This is a genomic window from Streptomyces chisholmiae (assembly GCF_031845445.1).
Taxonomy (GTDB): Bacteria; Actinomycetota; Actinomycetes; order Streptomycetales; family Streptomycetaceae; genus Streptomyces; species Streptomyces chisholmiae.
Genome location: NZ_JAVREO010000038.1, coordinates 1 through 16,965, shown reverse-complemented (window position 1 = coordinate 16,965; position 16,965 = coordinate 1). Strand labels below are relative to the sequence as shown.

The window sequence follows — 16,965 nt, the reverse complement described above, 5'->3', positions numbered from 1 at the left end:
CTCCTCGGCCGCTGGGGTGTTTGGTGCGGCGGGTCAGGGGAGTTACGCGGCGGCCAACGCCTATCTGGACGCGTTGGCGCAACACCGGCATGCCAACGGGCTACCCGCCCAGTCCCTCGCCTGGGGGATCTGGCAGGAGAGCAGTGCCCTCACCGAGAAGCTGAGCGAGAGTGACCTGGCCAGGATCGCCGGCTCGGGCCTGCTGCCGATCTCGCGCGACGAGGGCCTGGGCCTGCTCGAGGCGGCGGAGCGCGTCGACCAGCCGGCCATGCTGGCCAGCCGGATCGACGTCAAGGCGCTCAGCGAGGGCTCGGCGCTCCAGCGCACCCTGCTGCGCGGCCTGGTGCGCGCCCCGCGGCGCACCGCCAGCGCCGGCGCGGCCGCCGTCGAGGGCTCCGAGTTCGCCGCCCGACTGGCCGAACTGCCGGCCCCGGAACGCAAGGAGGAGCTGCTGGAGCTGGTGCTGACCCATGTGCGCGGGGCCCTCGGGCACGCGCCGACGGCCGTCATCGCCCCCAGCCAGGTCTTCAAGGACCTGGGCTTCGACTCCCTCAGCGCGGTCGAGCTGCGCAACCGGCTCAACGCGGCGACGAGCCTGCGGCTGCCGCCGACCCTGGTCTTCGACTACCCGACGCCGCTCGCCCTCGTCGACCACCTCGAAGCGACCATCATCGGCGAGTGGCAGCCCGCCAGGCCGGTGGCCGTGCGGCGGGAGACCAGCGACGACCCCATCGTGATCGTCGGCATGGGCTGCCGCTTCCCTGGCGACGTCCACTCGCCCGACGACCTGTGGCGACTCGTCGAGAGCGGCGGCGACGCCGTGTCCGGCTTCCCCGTCGACCGAGGGGTGGAGTGGGCCCGCGGCGCGGCCCACTACGCCCGCCAGGGCGGGTTCCTGCACGACGCGGGCGAGTTCGACGCGGCGTTCTTCGGGATCTCGCCGCGTGAGGCGCTCGCCATGGACCCGCAGCAGCGGCTGCTGCTGGAGACCTCCTGGGAGGCGTTCGAGGACGCGGGCATCGACCCGCTGTCGCTGCGCGGCAGCGAGACCGGCGTCTTCGTCGGCGCCGGCGCCAACACCTACATGACCGGCAACACCCAGCTCGCCGAGAGCCTGGAGGGCTACCAACTCACCGGCAGCATCACGTCGGTGGTCTCCGGCCGGGTCGCCTACGCCTTTGGCCTGGAGGGCCCGGCGGTCACCGTGGACACCGCCTGCTCGTCCTCGCTGGTCGCCCTGCACCTGGCGGTCGAGTCGCTACGCCGTGGCGAGTCGACGACCGCCCTGGCCGGCGGTGTCACGGTGATGTCCTCGCCGGACATCTTCGAAAGCTTCGGGCGGCAGGGTGGGTTGGCGGTTGATGGGCGGTGCAAGGCGTTTTCGGATGATGCGGATGGTACGGGGTGGGCTGAGGGTGTGGGTGTGTTGGTGTTGGAGCGGTTGTCTTCGGCGCGGGCTGGTGGGCGTCGGGTGTTGGGTGTGGTGGCGGGGTCGGCGGTGAATCAGGATGGTGCGTCGAATGGTTTGACGGCGCCGAATGGTCCGTCGCAGGAGCGGGTGATTCGGGCTGCGTGGGCTGCGGGTGGGTTGTCGGGTGGGGATGTGGATGTGGTGGAGGGGCATGGGACGGGGACGGTGTTGGGGGACCCGATCGAGGTGGGGGCGTTGTTGGCGACGTATGGGCGGGATCGGGATGTGGAGCGGCCGTTGTGGCTCGGTTCTCTGAAGTCGAATATCGGGCATGCGCAGGCGGCTGCTGGTGTGGGTGGGGTTATCAAGATGGTGATGGCGTTGCGGCGGGGGGTGTTGCCGGGTTCGTTGTTTGCTGAGCGGCCTTCTTCGCATGTGGATTGGTCTGGTGGTGGGGTGCGTTTGTTGGATGGTGCGCGGGAGTGGCCGGAGGTGGGTCGGGCTCGTCGGGCTGCGGTGTCGTCGTTTGGTATTTCGGGGACGAACGCGCATGTGGTGTTGGAGGAGGCGCCGGCGGATGTGGCCTCGTGGGGTGGGGAGGGTGTCTCCGGTGGTTGGGTTGGGGGTGTGCCGGTGCCGTGGGTGGTGTCGGCGCGGGGTGATGTGTCGGCGCAGGTGGCGCGGTTGCGGTCTGGTGTTGGGGGTCTTGATGTGGTGGGTGTGGGTCGGTCGTTGTTGGGGCGGGCTGGGTTGCCGGATCGTGCGGTGACCTGGGGCGGGGATGTGGAGTTGGCGGATGTGGTGGGGTCTGTGGTGGGTGGGAAGGTCGGTGTGGTCTTCTCCGGCCAGGGCTCGCAGTGGGTGGGGATGGGTCGGGAGTTGTATGAGGTGTTCCCGGCTTTCCGGGAGGCTTTCGACGAGGTTGGCGCGTTGGTGGATGAGCGTCGTGACGGGTCGTTGCGGGAGGTGGTCTTCTCCGGTGACGCTGAGGTGTTGGAGGGGACGGGTTGGGCTCAGGTGGGGCTCTTCGCCGTCGGGGTTGGTTTGTGGCGGGTGTTGGAGTCCTGGGACATCGCTGTTGATGTGGTCGGTGGGCATTCGGTTGGTGAGTTGGTGGCGGCTTGGGCTGCCGGGGTGTGGTCGCTTCCCGACGCGGTGGCGGTGGTGTGTGCGCGTGCGGGGTTGATGGAGGGGCTGCCTGAGGGTGGCGGGATGCTCGTCACCGACCTCACCGAAACCCAGGCCGAAGAGCTGGCGGCCGAGTTCGGCGTGGACATCGCGGCGGTGAATGGCCAGGAGCAGGTCGTCCTCTCCGGGGCGGTCGAGGCGCTGGACCGGGTGGCGGTGGCTTGTGGGGAGCGGGGTGTGCGGGCGCGCCGGTTGAGCGTGTCGCATGGTTTCCACTCCCGCCTCGTGGACCCGGTCCTGGGGGAGTTCGCGGAACGCCTCACGTCCGTGAAGTTCCAGACCCCTCAACTCGGTCTGGTCTCCAATGTCGAGGGCACCCTCGTCAGCGAGCAGGTGGCCGAGGCTGGTTACTGGGTGCGGCATGTTCGTGAGCCGGTGTTGTTCGCTCGGGGTGTGGCCGCGATGCGGGAAGCCGGCGTGACCACTGTGATCGAGCTTGGCCCCGACGCGGTGCTCTCCGGTTCGGTGATCGACGTGTTCGACGACGACGCCCAGGCCGTCATCCCCTCGCTGCGCAACCAACGCCCCCAGGCCGAGGCCCTCCTCCAGATGGCCGCCCGCCTGTGGGTACGGGGCGTCCCCGTCAACTGGCAGACGGTCTATGACCAGCTGGGCGGCGGCCAGACACCGAGGGTGGATATCCCCACCTACGGGTTCCAGCGGGAGCGGTTCTGGCTGCGTCAGGGCGGGACCGGGGATGCCACCGGTCTTGGTCAGGCCCGGATCGACCATCCCGTCCTCGGTGCCGTCATCGAGGTGGCCGGCTCCAGCGAGATCGTGGTCACCGGCCGCATCGACACCGGCCAGGAGACCTGGCTGACCGGCCACGTCGTCAACGACCAGATCCTCTTCCCCGGCACCGGCCTCGTCGAACTCGCCCTCACCGCCGGCGACCACATCGGCTCCCCCACCCTCGCCGAACTGATGCTCCACACCCCCCTGACCCTCACCCCCCACACCACCACCGACATCCAACTCCGCATTCAGGAACCCGACCCCACCAACCACGAACGCACCCTCACCATCCACTCCCGACCCACCCCCGACACCGACTGGACCCAACACGCCACCGGCACCCTCACCCCCCACCAACCCGACCACACCGAAGACCCCACCACCCCCTGGCCACCAGCCGACGCCACCCCCATCGACCTCACCGACTTCTACCCCCAACTCGCCCACACCGGCCTCGCCTACGGCGATGCCTTCCGTGGCCTGACCACCGCCTGGACCACCCCCGACACGAGGGACGTCTACGCCGAAGTCACCCTCCCCGAACCCACCGAACCCGGCGACTACGCCATCCACCCCGCACTCCTCGACGCCGTCCTCCACGCGGGCGCGTTCGCCGCGACCAGCTACCGCGGGGACGGCCGGGTGCGGCTGCCGTTCTCCTGGCACGAGGTGGCGTTGCGGGCGACCGGTGCCCGGCGGGTCCGGGTGCGGGTGCGGGCGACGGAGTCCGACGCGTTGACGCTGCGGGTGGTTGACCCGTCGGGGCAACCGGTCCTGAGCGTCGGGGAGTTCGTGGAGCTGCCGGCGCCGTCGGCGGAGCAGGCGACGGCGGACAGTGCGGCGCTGTGGCGGGTGGCGTGGCGTGAGCTGCCGGCGCCCGCCGAGGTGGCGGCCGGTGGGCGACGCTGGACGCTGCTGGACGTGGACGCGGACGATCCGCTGGCAGGTGCGTTGCGGGCGGCCGGGGTCGAGGTGGTCAACCGGCCGTGGCCGGCGGCCGGGGCCGTGGTGGCGGACGCCGACGTGGTGGCACTGCGGCTGCCGGGCGGCGGGGACGGTGCCGCGCCGGAGGTGGTGCGGGCCGCGACCGGGCGGCTGCTGGAGGTGCTGCGCGGCTGGTTGGCGGCCGAGCCGGACGCCGAAGGCGCCGGGCCGCTCCTGTTGCTGCTCGGGGAGGGTGCGGTGGCGACCGGGCCGGAGGACGTGGTGACGCTGGCCGGGCCGCCGGTGTGGGCGCTGGCGCGGTCCGCGCAGGCCGAGCATCCGGGCAGGGTCGTGTTGGTGGATCTGGACGGGACGGCGGAGTCGCTGGCCGCGCTGCCCGGGGTGCTGGGGCACGGCGAGGCGGAGGTGGCGCTGCGGGAGGGCCGGGCGCACGCCGCCCGGCTGGCCCGGGCCGGCGTCGGTGCCGGGGGCGCGCTGGTGCCGCCGGCGACGGCGGACTGGCGGCTGACGGTGACGGAGCCGGGGACGTTCGAGAAGCTGACCCTGGCGCCGCGGGACGGCGGACCGCTGGGGCCAAGCGAGGTGCGGGTGGCGGTGCGGGCGACCGGCGTCAACTTCCGTGACGTGCTGATCGCGTTGGGCACCTACCCGGGCGGCGGCACCATGGGCGGTGAGGTGGCCGGGGTGGTCACCGAGGTGGGTGCCGAGGTGACGGCGCTGGCCCCCGGGGACCGGGTGATGGGCCTGGCGGACGACGGGTTCGGGCCGCAGGTGGTGACCGATCACCGGCTGCTGGTGCCGCTGCCGGCCGGCTGGTCGTTCGCGCAGGGCGCGTCGGTGCCGGTCGCGTTCTGCACGGCCTACTACGGGCTGGTGGACCTGGCGGGGGTGACCGCCGGCGAGTCGGTGCTGGTGCACTCGGCCGCCGGCGGGGTCGGCATGGCGGCGGTGCAGCTGGCGCACCACTTCGACGCCGTGGTCTACGGCACCGCGCATCCCGGCAAGTGGGAGGCGCTGCGGGCGGCCGGGATCGCGGACGAGCGCATCGCGTCCTCGCGTGACCTGGAGTTCGAGGCGGCGTTCGGCCGGGCCAGCGGTGGTCGGGGCGTGGACGTGGTGTTGGACGCCCTGACCGGTGAGTTCGTGGACGCCTCGCTGCGGTTGCTGCCGCGGGGCGGCCGGTTCGTCGAGATGGGGAAGGCCGATGTGCGGGACCCGGAGGAGGTCGGCAAGGCCCATCCGGGGGTCGTCTACCGGTCGTTCGACCTGATGGAGGCGGGCCCCGACCGGCTCGGGGAGATCCTGCGGGAGCTGGCCGCGCTGTTCGGGGCGGGCACGCTGCGGCCGTTGCCGAGCCGGTCGTGGGACCTGCGGCAGGTGCCGCTGGCGTTCCGGCACATGGCGCGGGCCCGGCACACCGGCAAGCTGGTGCTGACGCTGCCCCGGCCGGTGGGCGCGGACGGGACGGTGCTGGTCACCGGCGGCACCGGTGGGCTGGGGCGGCTGGTGGCGCGGCACCTGGTGACGCGACGCGGCGTGCGGCGGCTGCTGTTGGCCAGCCGGCAGGGGCCGGCGGCGGCCGGCGTCGCCGAGCTGCGGGCCGAGCTGCTGGCGGCCGGCGCCGACGTGGTTGACGTGGCGGCGTGTGACCTGGCTGACCGGGCGCGGGTCGCCGAGCTGCTGGGGCGGGTGGCGCCGGAGCATCCGCTGGTGGGCGTCTTCCACACGGCCGGCGTGGTGGACGACGGGCTGCTCGCCGACCAGGACGCGGACCGGCTGGACCGGGTGCTGCGGCCGAAGGCGGACGGCGCCTGGCACCTGCACGAGCTGACCAGGGACGCGGATCTGGCGGAGTTCGTGCTGTTCTCCTCGGCGGCCGGGGTCTTCGACGGCGCCGGGCAGGGCAACTACGCGGCGGCCAACGGCTTCCTGGACGCGCTGGCGCTGCACCGGCGGGCGCTGGGGCTGCCGGCGCGTTCGCTGGCGTGGGGGCCGTGGGCGACGGACGACGGCATGACGGCGGCGCTCGACGAGGCGGACTGGCGGCGGATGGCGCGGGCCGGGGTCGGCGGGCTCGACGTGCCGGAGGCGCTGGCCGCGCTGGACGCGGCGGCCTGGTCGGCCGAGGGCGTGCTGGTGCCGATCCGGCTGGAGTCGGCGGCGCTGCGGGACACCGACCCGGCGGTACTGCCGGGGATGCTGCGGGAGTTGGCGCGGCCGGTCAGGAAGGCGCTGCCGGCGGCCGGCGGGCCGGCCCGCGGCGCGGCGTTCGCCGGGCTGACCGGGGCGGCGTTGGAGAGCGCGCTGAGCGATCTGGTGCGCGGGCACGCGGCGGCGGTGCTGGGACACCAGGGGGTGGCCGCGGTGGGCGCGGACGCCAGGTTCTCCGAGCTGGGTTTCGACTCGTTGACGGCGGTGGAGTTCCGCGGCCGGTTGAACGCGGCGACGGAACTGCGGCTCTCGGCGACGCTGGTATTCGACTATCCGACGGTTTCCGCCGTGGTGCGGCACCTGGCGGAGAAACTGGGCGGCTCGGCGGAATCCGCGGCGGAAGCCGTCGAGAAGGAACTCGTGCGGCTGGAGGAGGCGTTCGCCGCCCTCCAGCCGACCACCGCCGAGCACGCCAGGATCGGCGCGCGGCTCCAGTCCCTTTCGGCGCGCTGGTCGGGCCGGCTTTCCGAGACCGAGGACGAGGAGTCGCCGGTGAGCCTGGAGTCGGCCACGGCGGACGAGCTGTTCGACCTGCTGGACGGCGGGTTGGGCCGTTCCGACTGAGCTGGCGGAAATGATCTCGGAAAGCCGCCGGGCGGCCTGAACAGGGGGCCGTAGGGGTGGCTCGGTATAGGGGTCCTGATTAGCATCGGTCGCCGCACCGAAGGCCGGTGAACAACGATTCGCGCGGCAGCCCGGTAAGGTTTTTCGACCGTTTCGGCGGCGAGGGGCTCGGCGCTCGGAATTCCATGACGAACGCGGATGGAGAAGGTGCCCGTGGGGTCCATGACCGACGCCTTGTTGGGCGGTGCGCCAGCCGAGGAAATAGCCGGACTCGAACCGCCGAGGGAATATCCGGCCGCCCCTGTGCCGGCCACGACGCGACCGTCGCCGGCTGGCTGATCCGCGGTGAGCGTGCCACCCCGCACCGCAACGAAGTGACTCACCCCTTCCCCGTGAGAGGCAGAGATGATGACCACCCTGTCGGAGACCGTACTGAGTGGCGGCACGCCGGAGGAGATCGAGCGTGCTCCGGTGCCGCGGGAGTATCTCGCGGCGCATCTGAGTGTGGCGGATACGGACATGTTCCGTGGTGTGCGGGACAAGGACGTCCGTAAGTCGCTGCGTGTGGGTTATGTGCCGACGCCCGAGTTGGCGCCGGACGAGGTCCTGGTCGCGGTGTTGGCCAGCTCGATCAACTACAACACGGTGTGGTCGGCGATGTTCGAGCCGATACCGACGTTCCGGTTCCTCAAGCAGTTCGCCCGCCAGGGGGGTTGGGCGGCCCGGCATGACCAGCCGCACCACGTGCTCGGTTCGGACGCGGCCGGGGTGGTGGTGCGGAAGGGCTCGGGGGTGCGGCGGTGGAACGTCGGCGACCACGTGGTGGTCCACCCGGTGCAGGTCGATGACCAGGAGCCGGCCACGCACGCCGACGGGATGATGGGGCAGGAGCAGCGGGCCTGGGGGTTCGAGACGAACTTCGGTGCGTTGGCCGAGTACACGGTGGTGCGGGCGAGTCAGTTGTTGCCGAAGCCGGCGCATCTGACGTGGGAGGAGGCGGCGGTCAATCCGCTGTGTGCGGGGACGGCCTACCGCATGCTGGTCAGCGACCGTGGCGCCCGGCTCAAGCAGGGGGACGTCGTGCTGGTGTGGGGCGCGGCCGGTGGGCTTGGTGGGTATGCGGTGCAGTTCGCCCGCAATGGTGGGGCGATTCCGGTGGGTGTGGTCGGCTCGGCGGAGAAGGCGGCGGCGGTGCGCCGGTTGGGTTGCGACATCGTGATCGAGCGGGAGGAGATCGGGTTGGACGGGGACCCGTCCGATGATCCGGATCGGGTGATCGCCATCGGCAAGCGGCTGGGCGGGATCATCCGGGAGCGGACGGGGCGGGACGCGAACATCGTGTTCGAGCACGTCGGTCGGGCGACGTTCGGGATCTCGCTGTTCGTCGCGGCGCGGGGTGGGACGGTCATCACCTGTGGGTCGAGTACCGGCTATCAGCACGTCTACGACAACCGGTACCTGTGGATGCGGCTGAAGCGGGTGATCGGCAGCCACGCCGCGAACCTCCAGGAGCAGGCGGAGTGTGGGGAGTTGATCAGTTCGGGGCGTATCGCGCCGACCATCTCCCGGGTCTTCCCGCTCGCGGAGACCGGTGAGGCGGCCCGTCTGGTGCAGACCAACGGGCATCTGGGGAAGGTCGCCGTGCTGTGCCAGGCGCCGCGCGCCGGCCTCGGCGTCACCGACCAGCGGCTGCGCGACGAGCTGGGCCCGGACCGCGTCGCGCCGTGGCTGGCCGCCGCCGGCACCGGGCGATAGCCCGGTCGGTCCCGGCTGCCACCTGCATCCGGCATTCCGGCGTTCCGCCCGCAGGCCGCTGTCTCCACCCCGGTTTCAGGATTGACAAGGAGAGCTGAGCACGTGACCACGACAGGACCGGATCCGCACGGGGATGTCCGTACTCTGCCCGACGCCCTGCGGCTGCGGGCCGCGAAGCAGCCCGATGAGACGGCCTACGTCTTCCTGCGTGATGGCGAGGTGCCACACGAGTCGCTGACCTACCGCGAGCTGCACGAGGCCGCCCGGCACCGGGCCGCCACGTTCACCACCGACGGACTCACCGGCCGGGCCGCCGTGCTGCTGTACCCCTCGGGGTTGGAGTTCGTGCGTACCCTGCTGGGCTGCATGTACGGCCGGGTGGCCGGCGCGCCGGTCCAGGTGCCCAGGCGCCGCGACGACCTGGCGCGGCTGCGGCGGATCGCCGACGACGCGGGCACCACGACCGTGCTGACCACCACCGAGATCGCCCACGAACTCACCGAACGCTACGACGGGGCACCGGAGTTGGCCGGGCTGACCCTGCTGCCGACCGACACCCCGGCCACCGGCTCTGTTTCGGCAGTGGACCTGCCGGCCCCCGTCCCGTCCGACACGGCGCTGCTCCAGTACACCTCCGGCTCCACCGGCGATCCCAAGGGGGTGGTGGTCAGTCACGCCAACTTCCTGGCCAACGTCGTCGAGACCGACGAGTTGTGGCCGTGTGAGCCGAACGGGACGGTGGTCAACTGGCTACCGCTCTTCCACGACATGGGAATGCTCTTCGGCGTCGTCATGCCCCTGTGGGCCGGTATCCCCTCCTACCTGATGGCACCCGAGGCGTTCATCCGCCGTCCGGCCCGCTGGCTGGAGGCCATCGCCCGGTTCGGCGGCACCCACGCCGCCGCGCCCAGCTTCGCCTACGAACTGTGCGCCCGGGCCGCAGCCGAGGGCCGGACCGCGAACGTCGGTGACCTCTCCCGCTGGCGGGTCGCGGCCAACGGCGCCGAACCGGTGCGCTGGAGCACCGTCCGCGCTTTCACCGACGCGTTCGCCCCCCACGGCTTCGCCCCCCAAGCCATGTGCCCCGGCTACGGCCTGGCCGAGAACACCCTCAAAGCCACCGGCAGCCAACAAGACCACACCCCCCGGGTGCTGTGGGTCTCCGCCCCCGCCCTCCACAACGGCACCGCCCAACCCGTCGCCGGCGAGCAGGCCGAGGACGCGGTACCCGCCGTCAGCAGCGGCGTCCCCGTCCCCGGCACCCACATCCGGATCGTGGACCCCGACACCCGACAGGCCCTCCCCGACCGCCACGTCGGCGAGATATGGGTCACCGGCCCCTGCGTGGCCGGCGGCTACCTCGGCCGACCCGAGGAAAGCGAAGACACCTTCCGCGCCCGCCTCGCCACCGACGACGGCACGGGCCCCACCCACCTGCGCACCGGCGACCTCGGCTTCCTCCACAACGGAGAGCTCTACGTCACCGGACGACGCAAAGACGTCATCATCCGCAAAGGCCGCAACCACTACCCACAAGACATCGAACTCGCCGCCGAACGCGCCGCCCCAGGCCTCCAACCCAACTGCGCCGCCGCCTTCTCCGTGGACGACGGCACACGCGAACGGTTGACGATCGTCGTGGAAGCCGACGGCCGCGTCCTCACCACGACCGGCCTCGACGCCCTACGCCACCGCGTCCACCACGCCATCCGAGAAACCCAACGCATCACCCCCGACACCATCCTCATCGTCCGCCGCGGCGCCATCCCCAAGACCTCAAGCGGCAAAGTCCAACGCCGCGCCTGCCGGACCCTCTACCAGAACAACGCCCTGCGCACCGTCCCCGGAGAACAGGCCCCCACGGCCGGAGACCAGCCGCCCGCTACCGGAGAGCAGGCGCCCGCCGCCGGAGACCAGACATCCGTGGCCGGAGAGCAGGCGCCCGCCGCCGGAGACCAGACATCCGTGGCCGGAGAGCAGGCGCCCGCCGTCGGAGGTGGGGCGTGACCGCCCGGATCCGGCTGCCCGAACACCCCACCGGCGCCCGCATCCACGGCGTCGGCGGCTACCGACCCACCCGCATCGTGCACAACGACGAGATCTGCGCCCGCATCGACTCCGACGACGCCTGGATCCGCCGCCGCTCCGGCATCGTCTCCCGCCACTTCGCCGGCCCCGACGAAACCGTCATCACCATGGCCGTCGAAGCCGCCCGCAAAGCACTCGCCCAAGCCGGCACCCCACCACACGACATCGACCTCGTCCTCCTGGCCAGCATGTCCTTCCTCGAACAAGCCCCAGCCGCCGCCCCACGCATCGCCCACCAACTCGGCGCCCACACCGCCGCCGGCCTCGACATCGCCGCCGCCTGCTCCGGCTTCAACCACGCCCTCGCCCTCGCCGACTCCCTCATCCGCACCGGCAACGCCCAACACATCCTCGTCATCGGCTCGGAGAAGATGAGCGACATCATCGACCCCGAAGACCGCGGCACCGCCTTCCTCTTCGGCGACGGCGCCGGCGCCGTCGTCGTCGGCCCCGCCGACCAACCCGGCATCGGACCCGTCGTATGGGGCTCAGACGGCGCCCACCACCACATGATCGCCCACGACCGCAGCTGGCTGGACACCCGCGACACCCCAGGCCCCTGGCCCACCCTCCGCATGGCCGGCCCCGAAGTCTTCCGCTGGGCCAACCACACCATCCCCGAAATCTCCCGCCAAGCCGTCACCCGCGCCGGCCTCACCATCAACGACCTCGCCGCCTTCATCCCCCACCAAGCCAACGCCCGCATCATCGACACCGCCGCCAAAGCCCTCAACCTCGCCCCCCACACCGCCATCGCCAAAGACATCACCACCACCGGCAACACCTCCGCCGCCTCCATCCCCCTCGCCCTCGACACCCTCCTCGCCCAAGCCACCCTCCCCACCGGCGCCCCCGCCCTCCTCATCGGCTTCGGCGCCGGCCTCACCCACGCCGCCCAGGTCATCACCCTCCCCTGACCAGCGGAGGGAAGGCCGACGGCCGGGGTGAGGGCGGCGTCCTGGTCAACGCGCCGCCGGCACCGTCCCGGTGGGCGGCGGTCGGGACAACGGCGGTCAGGACAACAGCGGTCCGGTGTCGCCGGTGTCGCCCCACCGGGCGAGCAGCCCGGCCGCCCGGGTGGCGGCCAGCGAACGGGCCCCGGCGTCCTTCTCGGACATCAGCGGCGGCTCGGTGAAGCCCCAGGGCAGGGCCAGTTCCGGGTCCAGCGGGTCGATGTCGATCTGGGTGCCCGGCACGTGCACGGTGGACAGCACGTAGCAGACCCGGGTGTCGTCGGTCAGGGCAAGGAAGCCGTGCGCGACGCCCTCCGGGATGAACACGCTGCGCCCCGAAGCGGCGTCCAGCTCCGTGACGTGGTGCCGGCCCCACGCCGGGGAACCCACCCGCAGGTCCACGATGATGTCGCGCAGCGCGCCCCGCACACACGTCACGTACTTGGCCTGGCCCGGCGGGGCGGCGACGCTGTGCAGGCCGCGCAGCGTGTTCCGGCGTGACGTGGAGTAGGTGATCTGGCGGGGCGCGAAGGGCCGGCCCAGGTCCCGCGCCAGCAGGTCGGTGCGGAGCGACTCGAAGAGCTCGCCGCGCTCGTCCACGTGGTGGTGCGGGGTGACCACCCGGGCGCCCGGGATCACCGTCCGCTCGACACGCATCCGCTCACTCCCCGGCGGGCGCCGCGCCGGCCCGGCCGGCCACCGCCCCGGCCAGCGCCTCGACGACGGTGTGCGCCTGCGCGTCGGTCAGCCCCTGGTGCAGCGGCAGCAGCAGAGTGCGGTCGGCGGCCGCCTCGGCGCCTGGCAGCGTCAGCTCGCCGGCGCCGTAGATCGGGACCCGGTGCAGCGCCGGGTAGCGGAAGGTGGTGTAGATGTCGGCGGCCAGCAGGTCGGCGGCGACCCCGTCGCGGATCGCCGGGTCCAGCTGCACCCAGTAGAAGTAGTACGAGTCGCGGTGGCCCGCGGGCAGGGTGGGCGGCGTGCGCACCCCGGCCACGCCGGCCAGCAGCCGGTCGTACAGCTCGGTCAACTCCCGGCGGCGCGCCACGAAGTCGGGCAGCCGGCGCAGCTGCACGCTGCCGATCGCCGCCGTCACGTCGTTCCCGACGATCCGCCGGCCGAAGCCGCCGACCCGCGGCTCCCACCAGCGGTCGCTGTGGCCGGCCGCGTCCAGCGAACTGGCCGTCTCCAGCCCGTAGTAGGCCAACTGCCGTGCCCGGCGGGCAAGTTCCGGGTCGCGCACATAGAGCGCGCCGCCGTCGCCGGTGACCAGCGTCTTCATCGAGTCGAAGCTCCACGAGGCCAGGTCGCCGAAGGTGCCGCAGGCCGTCTCCCCGACGGCGGAGGCCACCGCGCAGGCCGCGTCCTCCACCAGCGTCAGCCCGCGTTCCCGGCACAGCGCGGCGATGCCGGCGATGTCGCCGGGCCGGCCGCCGTAGTGCAGCACCAGCACCGCCCTGGTGCGGTCGGTCAGCGCCGCCTCGACATGCGCCACCGTCGGGTTGAGGGTCCGCTCGTCCGAGTCGCAGAAGACCGGCCGCGCCCCGGCGGCGGCCACCGCGTTGGCGGCGGCGACGAAGCTGACGGACGGCAGCACCACCTCGTCGCCCGGGCCCAGCTCCAGCAGTTCGACGGCGAGGAACAGCCCCGAGGTGCAGGAGTTGGTGAACAGCAGCTGCTCGGCCGGCACCCCCAGGTGGGCGGCGAACTCGGCCTCGAACGCGGCGGTGCGCGGCCCGCGCCCGGTCCAGTTGCTGGCGAACACCTCCGCGACGGCGGCGGCCTCCGCCTCGCCCAGACTGGGCTGGAATACGTTGATCACGCTGGTCGTCTCTCCTCGTCTTCCGCCCCACCACGGGGGTGGGGCCTGGCGGGCGGTGCGGGGTTCGCTAGCGGCGCACGCCGACGAACAGCCCGCGCCCGTTGGGGCCGCCCGGCTGGTACTCCACGGAGCAGCCGGCGGCGGCGAAGGCGTCCGTGTACTGCTCCTCGGTGAACAGCGACAGCGTCTCGACCGAGGTGAAGTCCCGGATGCCGGCCCGGTCGGCGACCGTGTAGCGGACCGTCATCCGGCTGTGGTCGCCGACCCGGACGGAGTGCGAGATCCGGCTGACGGCCCGCCCCTCAGCCTCGGCCAGCGCCGCGGAGACGAAGCCGTCGAGGAACCGTTCGGGGAACCACCACGGCTCGATCACCAGCACCCCGCCGGGCGTCAGGTGGCGGGCCATGGCGGCCACCGCCGAGCGCAGCTCGGCCACCGAGTGGCTGAACGCCACCGAGAAGCACAGGCACACCACGGCGTCGTAGGTCCGGCCCAAGTCGAACTCCCGCAGGTCGCCGGCGTGTACCGGCACGCCGGGCAGCCGCTGCCCGGCCATCTCCCGCATGCCGGCCGACAGCTCCAGGCCCTCGGCCCGGTCGAAGTGCTCGACGAAGCTGGCCAGGTGGGCGCCGGTGCCGCAGGCCACGTCCAGCAGCGACGCCGCGTCCGGCCGCCACCGGCGGATCAGCCGGTGGTAGTCCTCGGCCTCGGCGGCCCAGTCCCGGCCGCGCGCGGCGTGCACGAAGTCGTAGATCTCGGCGTGCTCGGGGCTGTACGCCCCGGTCGTCTCGTCCGAAACAGCGGTCAAGGGCACTCCCAGGTAGACGGGGTCGAGCGAGCCGAAGGGCGAGGCGGCGGCGCGAGCACGGCGCGGGACGCGGGGCGCCACCCGCCGTCGGGCCGCACCCGTCCGGCCCCCACCGGCACGGTGCGCCCGAACTCCCGTTCACCCCCCGGCGCTTGGGAGAGTCTGCCGCGCCCCGGCCGCCAGGAAACGGCGTTCCGAAAGGTCTGTGGTCGGTCCTAGGGGTCCCCTACCGCCGGGCGGCGGCACCCCGCGGGACCGGCGCGGCGGCCCGCCCCGGCCGCGCCCGCCGCGCCGTCCGGGCCGCGAGGGGCCGCGCTTCGACCACCGGGCGTGGCCCGGCGCGCCGGACTGGTCGTCGCGCCGGGCGCGACCGCACCACCTGGTGCCCCGGCGGACCCGCTGGTGCCCGGTGGCCTGGGGCGTGGACCGGGACGACTGGCGGACCCTCCGGGTGGGCCGGCTCGGGCCCCGCACGCCGGGCGGCCCGCGCCGCACCCCGCGCGAGCTGCCCGGCGGGGACGTGTCGGCCCTCGTCACCAGCCGGTTCGGGGGCAACGACGGCACCGGTACGGACGGGCCGTGCCGGGGTGCGGCCGTCCTGCGGCCAACCGGCCGACGCGGTGGCGTCGTTCGCCGGGGACGGCGTGTGGAGGAGGGGTCCGGCGCGCTGCCGGCTCGCCCTCGGCTCCTGGTCGTGGACCGAACTCGCCACCCGCCTCCGCCGGTTGGTCGCCGAGTGCGCGGTCTGGTCGGCCGGCCGCGGCTGACCGCGGCCTTCGCCGACCTCGCCCCCCGCGGGCCGCGGGGCACGCGGCGCAGGGCCGCAAGGCCGCCGGGACGGGACCGGCTGAGCCGCCGGGCGCCCGGGTGCCGCCGCCATCTCGGCGGCGGCGCCCGGGCCGCTGGTCAGTGCCGCTCGCCGATCCAGCGTTCGATCAGCTCGGCCACCGGCCCCGCGTCCTCGTTGAGGATGGTGTAGTGGTCGCCCGGCACCACCTCGTCCCGCTGCGCCGCCGGCCAACTGGTGCGCCACTCCCCGGACTCGGGCAGCGAGCCGTCCGGGTAGGGGATGGGCCGGTCGGGCCGGACGAAGAGGATCGGGGTGTCGATCGGCTTGAGCGTCACCGCCGCCTCGTCGTGCAGCTGGATGTAGCGGCCCATCGCGGAGAGCCGGGCGTCGTCGAAGGTGCCCATCGCCGACTCCCGGCTGAACACCCCGTGGAACATCCGCGACAGCAGGTCCTGGCCGCTCTCGTAGAGGCTCTTCAGCCAGGCGCCCGAGTAGGAGTCGAGCAGGACCACCGAGGCGGGGGGCTCGCCCAGCTCCTCCAGCCGGTGCGCCGTCGCGTGCGCGAAGGTGCCGCCGGCGCAGTGCCCGACGAACACGAACGGCCGGCCGGCGGCGGCCCGCCGGACGGTCTCCGCGTAGGCGTGCGTGTATGCCTCGACCGAGGACGGCAGGCTGTCGTCCTTCAACAGCCCGGGGATGGGCATGCCCAGCGCCTCCCTGGTGCCCTGGAAGCGGGCGGCGACCCGGGCCATCTGCTGCACGCCGCCCATGGTCAGCGGCGAGGCGAAGAAGAAGACCACGGGGTCGGCGTCGCCGGTGGTCAGCCGGACGGGCTCCAGCGGCGCCGGCAGGTCGTCCGGACCGTGGAACTCGGGCCGCAGCGCGGCGTAGGCGCGCAGCAGGGCGACGCCCTCCTCGTACCGGCCGGTCTCGATGGCCCGCCGGTACGGCTCGCCGAGCGCGCCGGACGCGGCCGGTCGCGGTTCGGCCGGGCCGCCGGTGGCGGGCGCGCCGGTCAGCGAGTCGGCCAGCTCGCCGAGCACGAACCTGGCGAGCGCCTGGGCGGTGCGGTAGTCGAAGACCACCGTGGTCGCCAGCCGCAGCCCGGTGAGGGCGTTGAGCGCGTTGCGCAGCTCCATGGCGGTCAGCGAGTCGATGCCGAGCTGGGCGAAGTCCTGGTCGATGCCCACCTCGTCGGCGTGGTGCCGGCCGAGGATCGTCGCCAGCTGGCCGCGCACCAGGCGGACCAGGATCTCCTCCCGCGCCTCGTCGTCGGCCGCGCCCAGGAGTTGGGCCCGCAGCTCGTCGGCGGCCAGCTGGCCGCCGCCGGCCGCGGTGCGGCGCCGCCCGGCGGTGACCAGGCCGCGCAGCAGCGGCGCCACGTTCTCCGTGGCGGAGCGGGTGCGGGTGTCCAGCCGGATCGGCACCAGCAGCGGCTCGTCGATGGTGAGCGCGGCGTCCAGCAGCCGCAGGCCCTCCTCGGTGCTGAGCGCGGCGGCGCCGCCGCGCCGCAGCCGGGCGGCCTCCACCTCGCCGAGGTGCGCGGTGTTCTCGCCGCGTTCCTCCCACAGCCCCCAGGCGAGGGACTGGGCGGGTAGCCCGTTGGCATGCCGGTGTTGCGCCAACGCGTCCAGATAGGCGTTGGCCGCCGCGTAACTCCCCTGACCCGCCGCACCAAACACCCCAGCGGCCGAGGAG

General features: G+C 73.2%; 9 protein-coding genes. 5 read left to right on the top strand and 4 right to left on the bottom strand.

Annotated features, from left to right (window positions below):
- From RM844_RS31620 to RM844_RS31605, 4 genes are all read left to right on the top strand, one after another.
- A partial coding sequence (locus RM844_RS31620; protein ID WP_311670891.1) for an SDR family NAD(P)-dependent oxidoreductase occupies window positions 1-7,054 on the top strand: 7,054 nt, incomplete at its 5' end.
- Window positions 7,055-7,462: 408 nt separating this feature from the next.
- Entirely contained in the window at window positions 7,463-8,809 is a 1,347-nt protein-coding gene (ccrA, locus tag RM844_RS31615) for a crotonyl-CoA carboxylase/reductase (protein WP_311670892.1), read from the top strand.
- A gap of 102 nt (window positions 8,810-8,911) precedes the next feature.
- Window positions 8,912-10,816 carry a fatty acyl-AMP ligase gene (locus RM844_RS31610; protein ID WP_311670890.1) on the top strand — a complete coding sequence of 635 codons (1,905 nt, stop codon included), beginning with the start codon at window positions 8,912-8,914 and terminating at the stop codon, window positions 10,814-10,816.
- On the top strand, window positions 10,813-11,814 hold the full coding sequence (locus RM844_RS31605) for a beta-ketoacyl-ACP synthase III (protein ID WP_311670889.1): 1,002 nt from the start codon (window positions 10,813-10,815) through the stop codon (window positions 11,812-11,814). Before RM844_RS31610 ends, RM844_RS31605 begins: the two co-directional genes overlap by 4 nt.
- Before the next feature lie 96 nt (window positions 11,815-11,910).
- Here the strand turns inward: RM844_RS31605 and RM844_RS31600 are convergent, their stop codons facing one another.
- From RM844_RS31600 to RM844_RS31590, 3 genes are all read right to left on the bottom strand, one after another.
- Window positions 11,911-12,507, bottom strand: coding sequence for a dTDP-4-dehydrorhamnose 3,5-epimerase family protein (locus RM844_RS31600; RefSeq protein ID WP_311670888.1), 597 nt, complete (start codon window positions 12,505-12,507; stop codon window positions 11,911-11,913).
- A gap of 4 nt (window positions 12,508-12,511) precedes the next feature.
- The gene (locus RM844_RS31595; protein ID WP_311670887.1) at window positions 12,512-13,669 is read right to left on the bottom strand and encodes a DegT/DnrJ/EryC1/StrS aminotransferase family protein; all 1,158 of its coding nucleotides are present in this window, start codon (window positions 13,667-13,669) and stop codon (window positions 12,512-12,514) included.
- Window positions 13,670-13,736: 67 nt separating this feature from the next.
- Complete coding sequence (locus tag RM844_RS31590; RefSeq protein ID WP_311670886.1) at window positions 13,737-14,477, bottom strand: class I SAM-dependent methyltransferase; 741 nt, start codon at window positions 14,475-14,477, stop codon at window positions 13,737-13,739.
- 205 nt (window positions 14,478-14,682) lie between these two features.
- Between RM844_RS31590 and RM844_RS31585 the strand changes: the two genes are divergently transcribed.
- Window positions 14,683-15,456: a WYL domain-containing protein gene (locus tag RM844_RS31585; protein ID WP_311670885.1), complete on the top strand. Its 774-nt coding sequence runs from the start codon at window positions 14,683-14,685 to the stop codon at window positions 15,454-15,456.
- Here the strand turns inward: RM844_RS31585 and RM844_RS31580 are convergent.
- Window positions 15,384-16,965, bottom strand: a 1,582-nt coding sequence (locus RM844_RS31580) for a thioesterase domain-containing protein (protein ID WP_311670884.1), incomplete at its 5' end; no start/stop codon positions are given. The genes RM844_RS31585 and RM844_RS31580 overlap by 73 nt on opposite strands.

What these genes read in the sequence shown, in the direction of transcription:
- ccrA (WP_311670892.1), top strand. Translation starts at nt 7,463, where the DNA reads ATGACCACCCTGTCGGAGACCGTACTGAGTGGCGGCACGCCGGAGGAG.
- RM844_RS31600 (WP_311670888.1), bottom strand. Translation starts at nt 12,507, where the DNA reads ATGCGTGTCGAGCGGACGGTGATCCCGGGCGCCCGGGTGGTCACCCCG.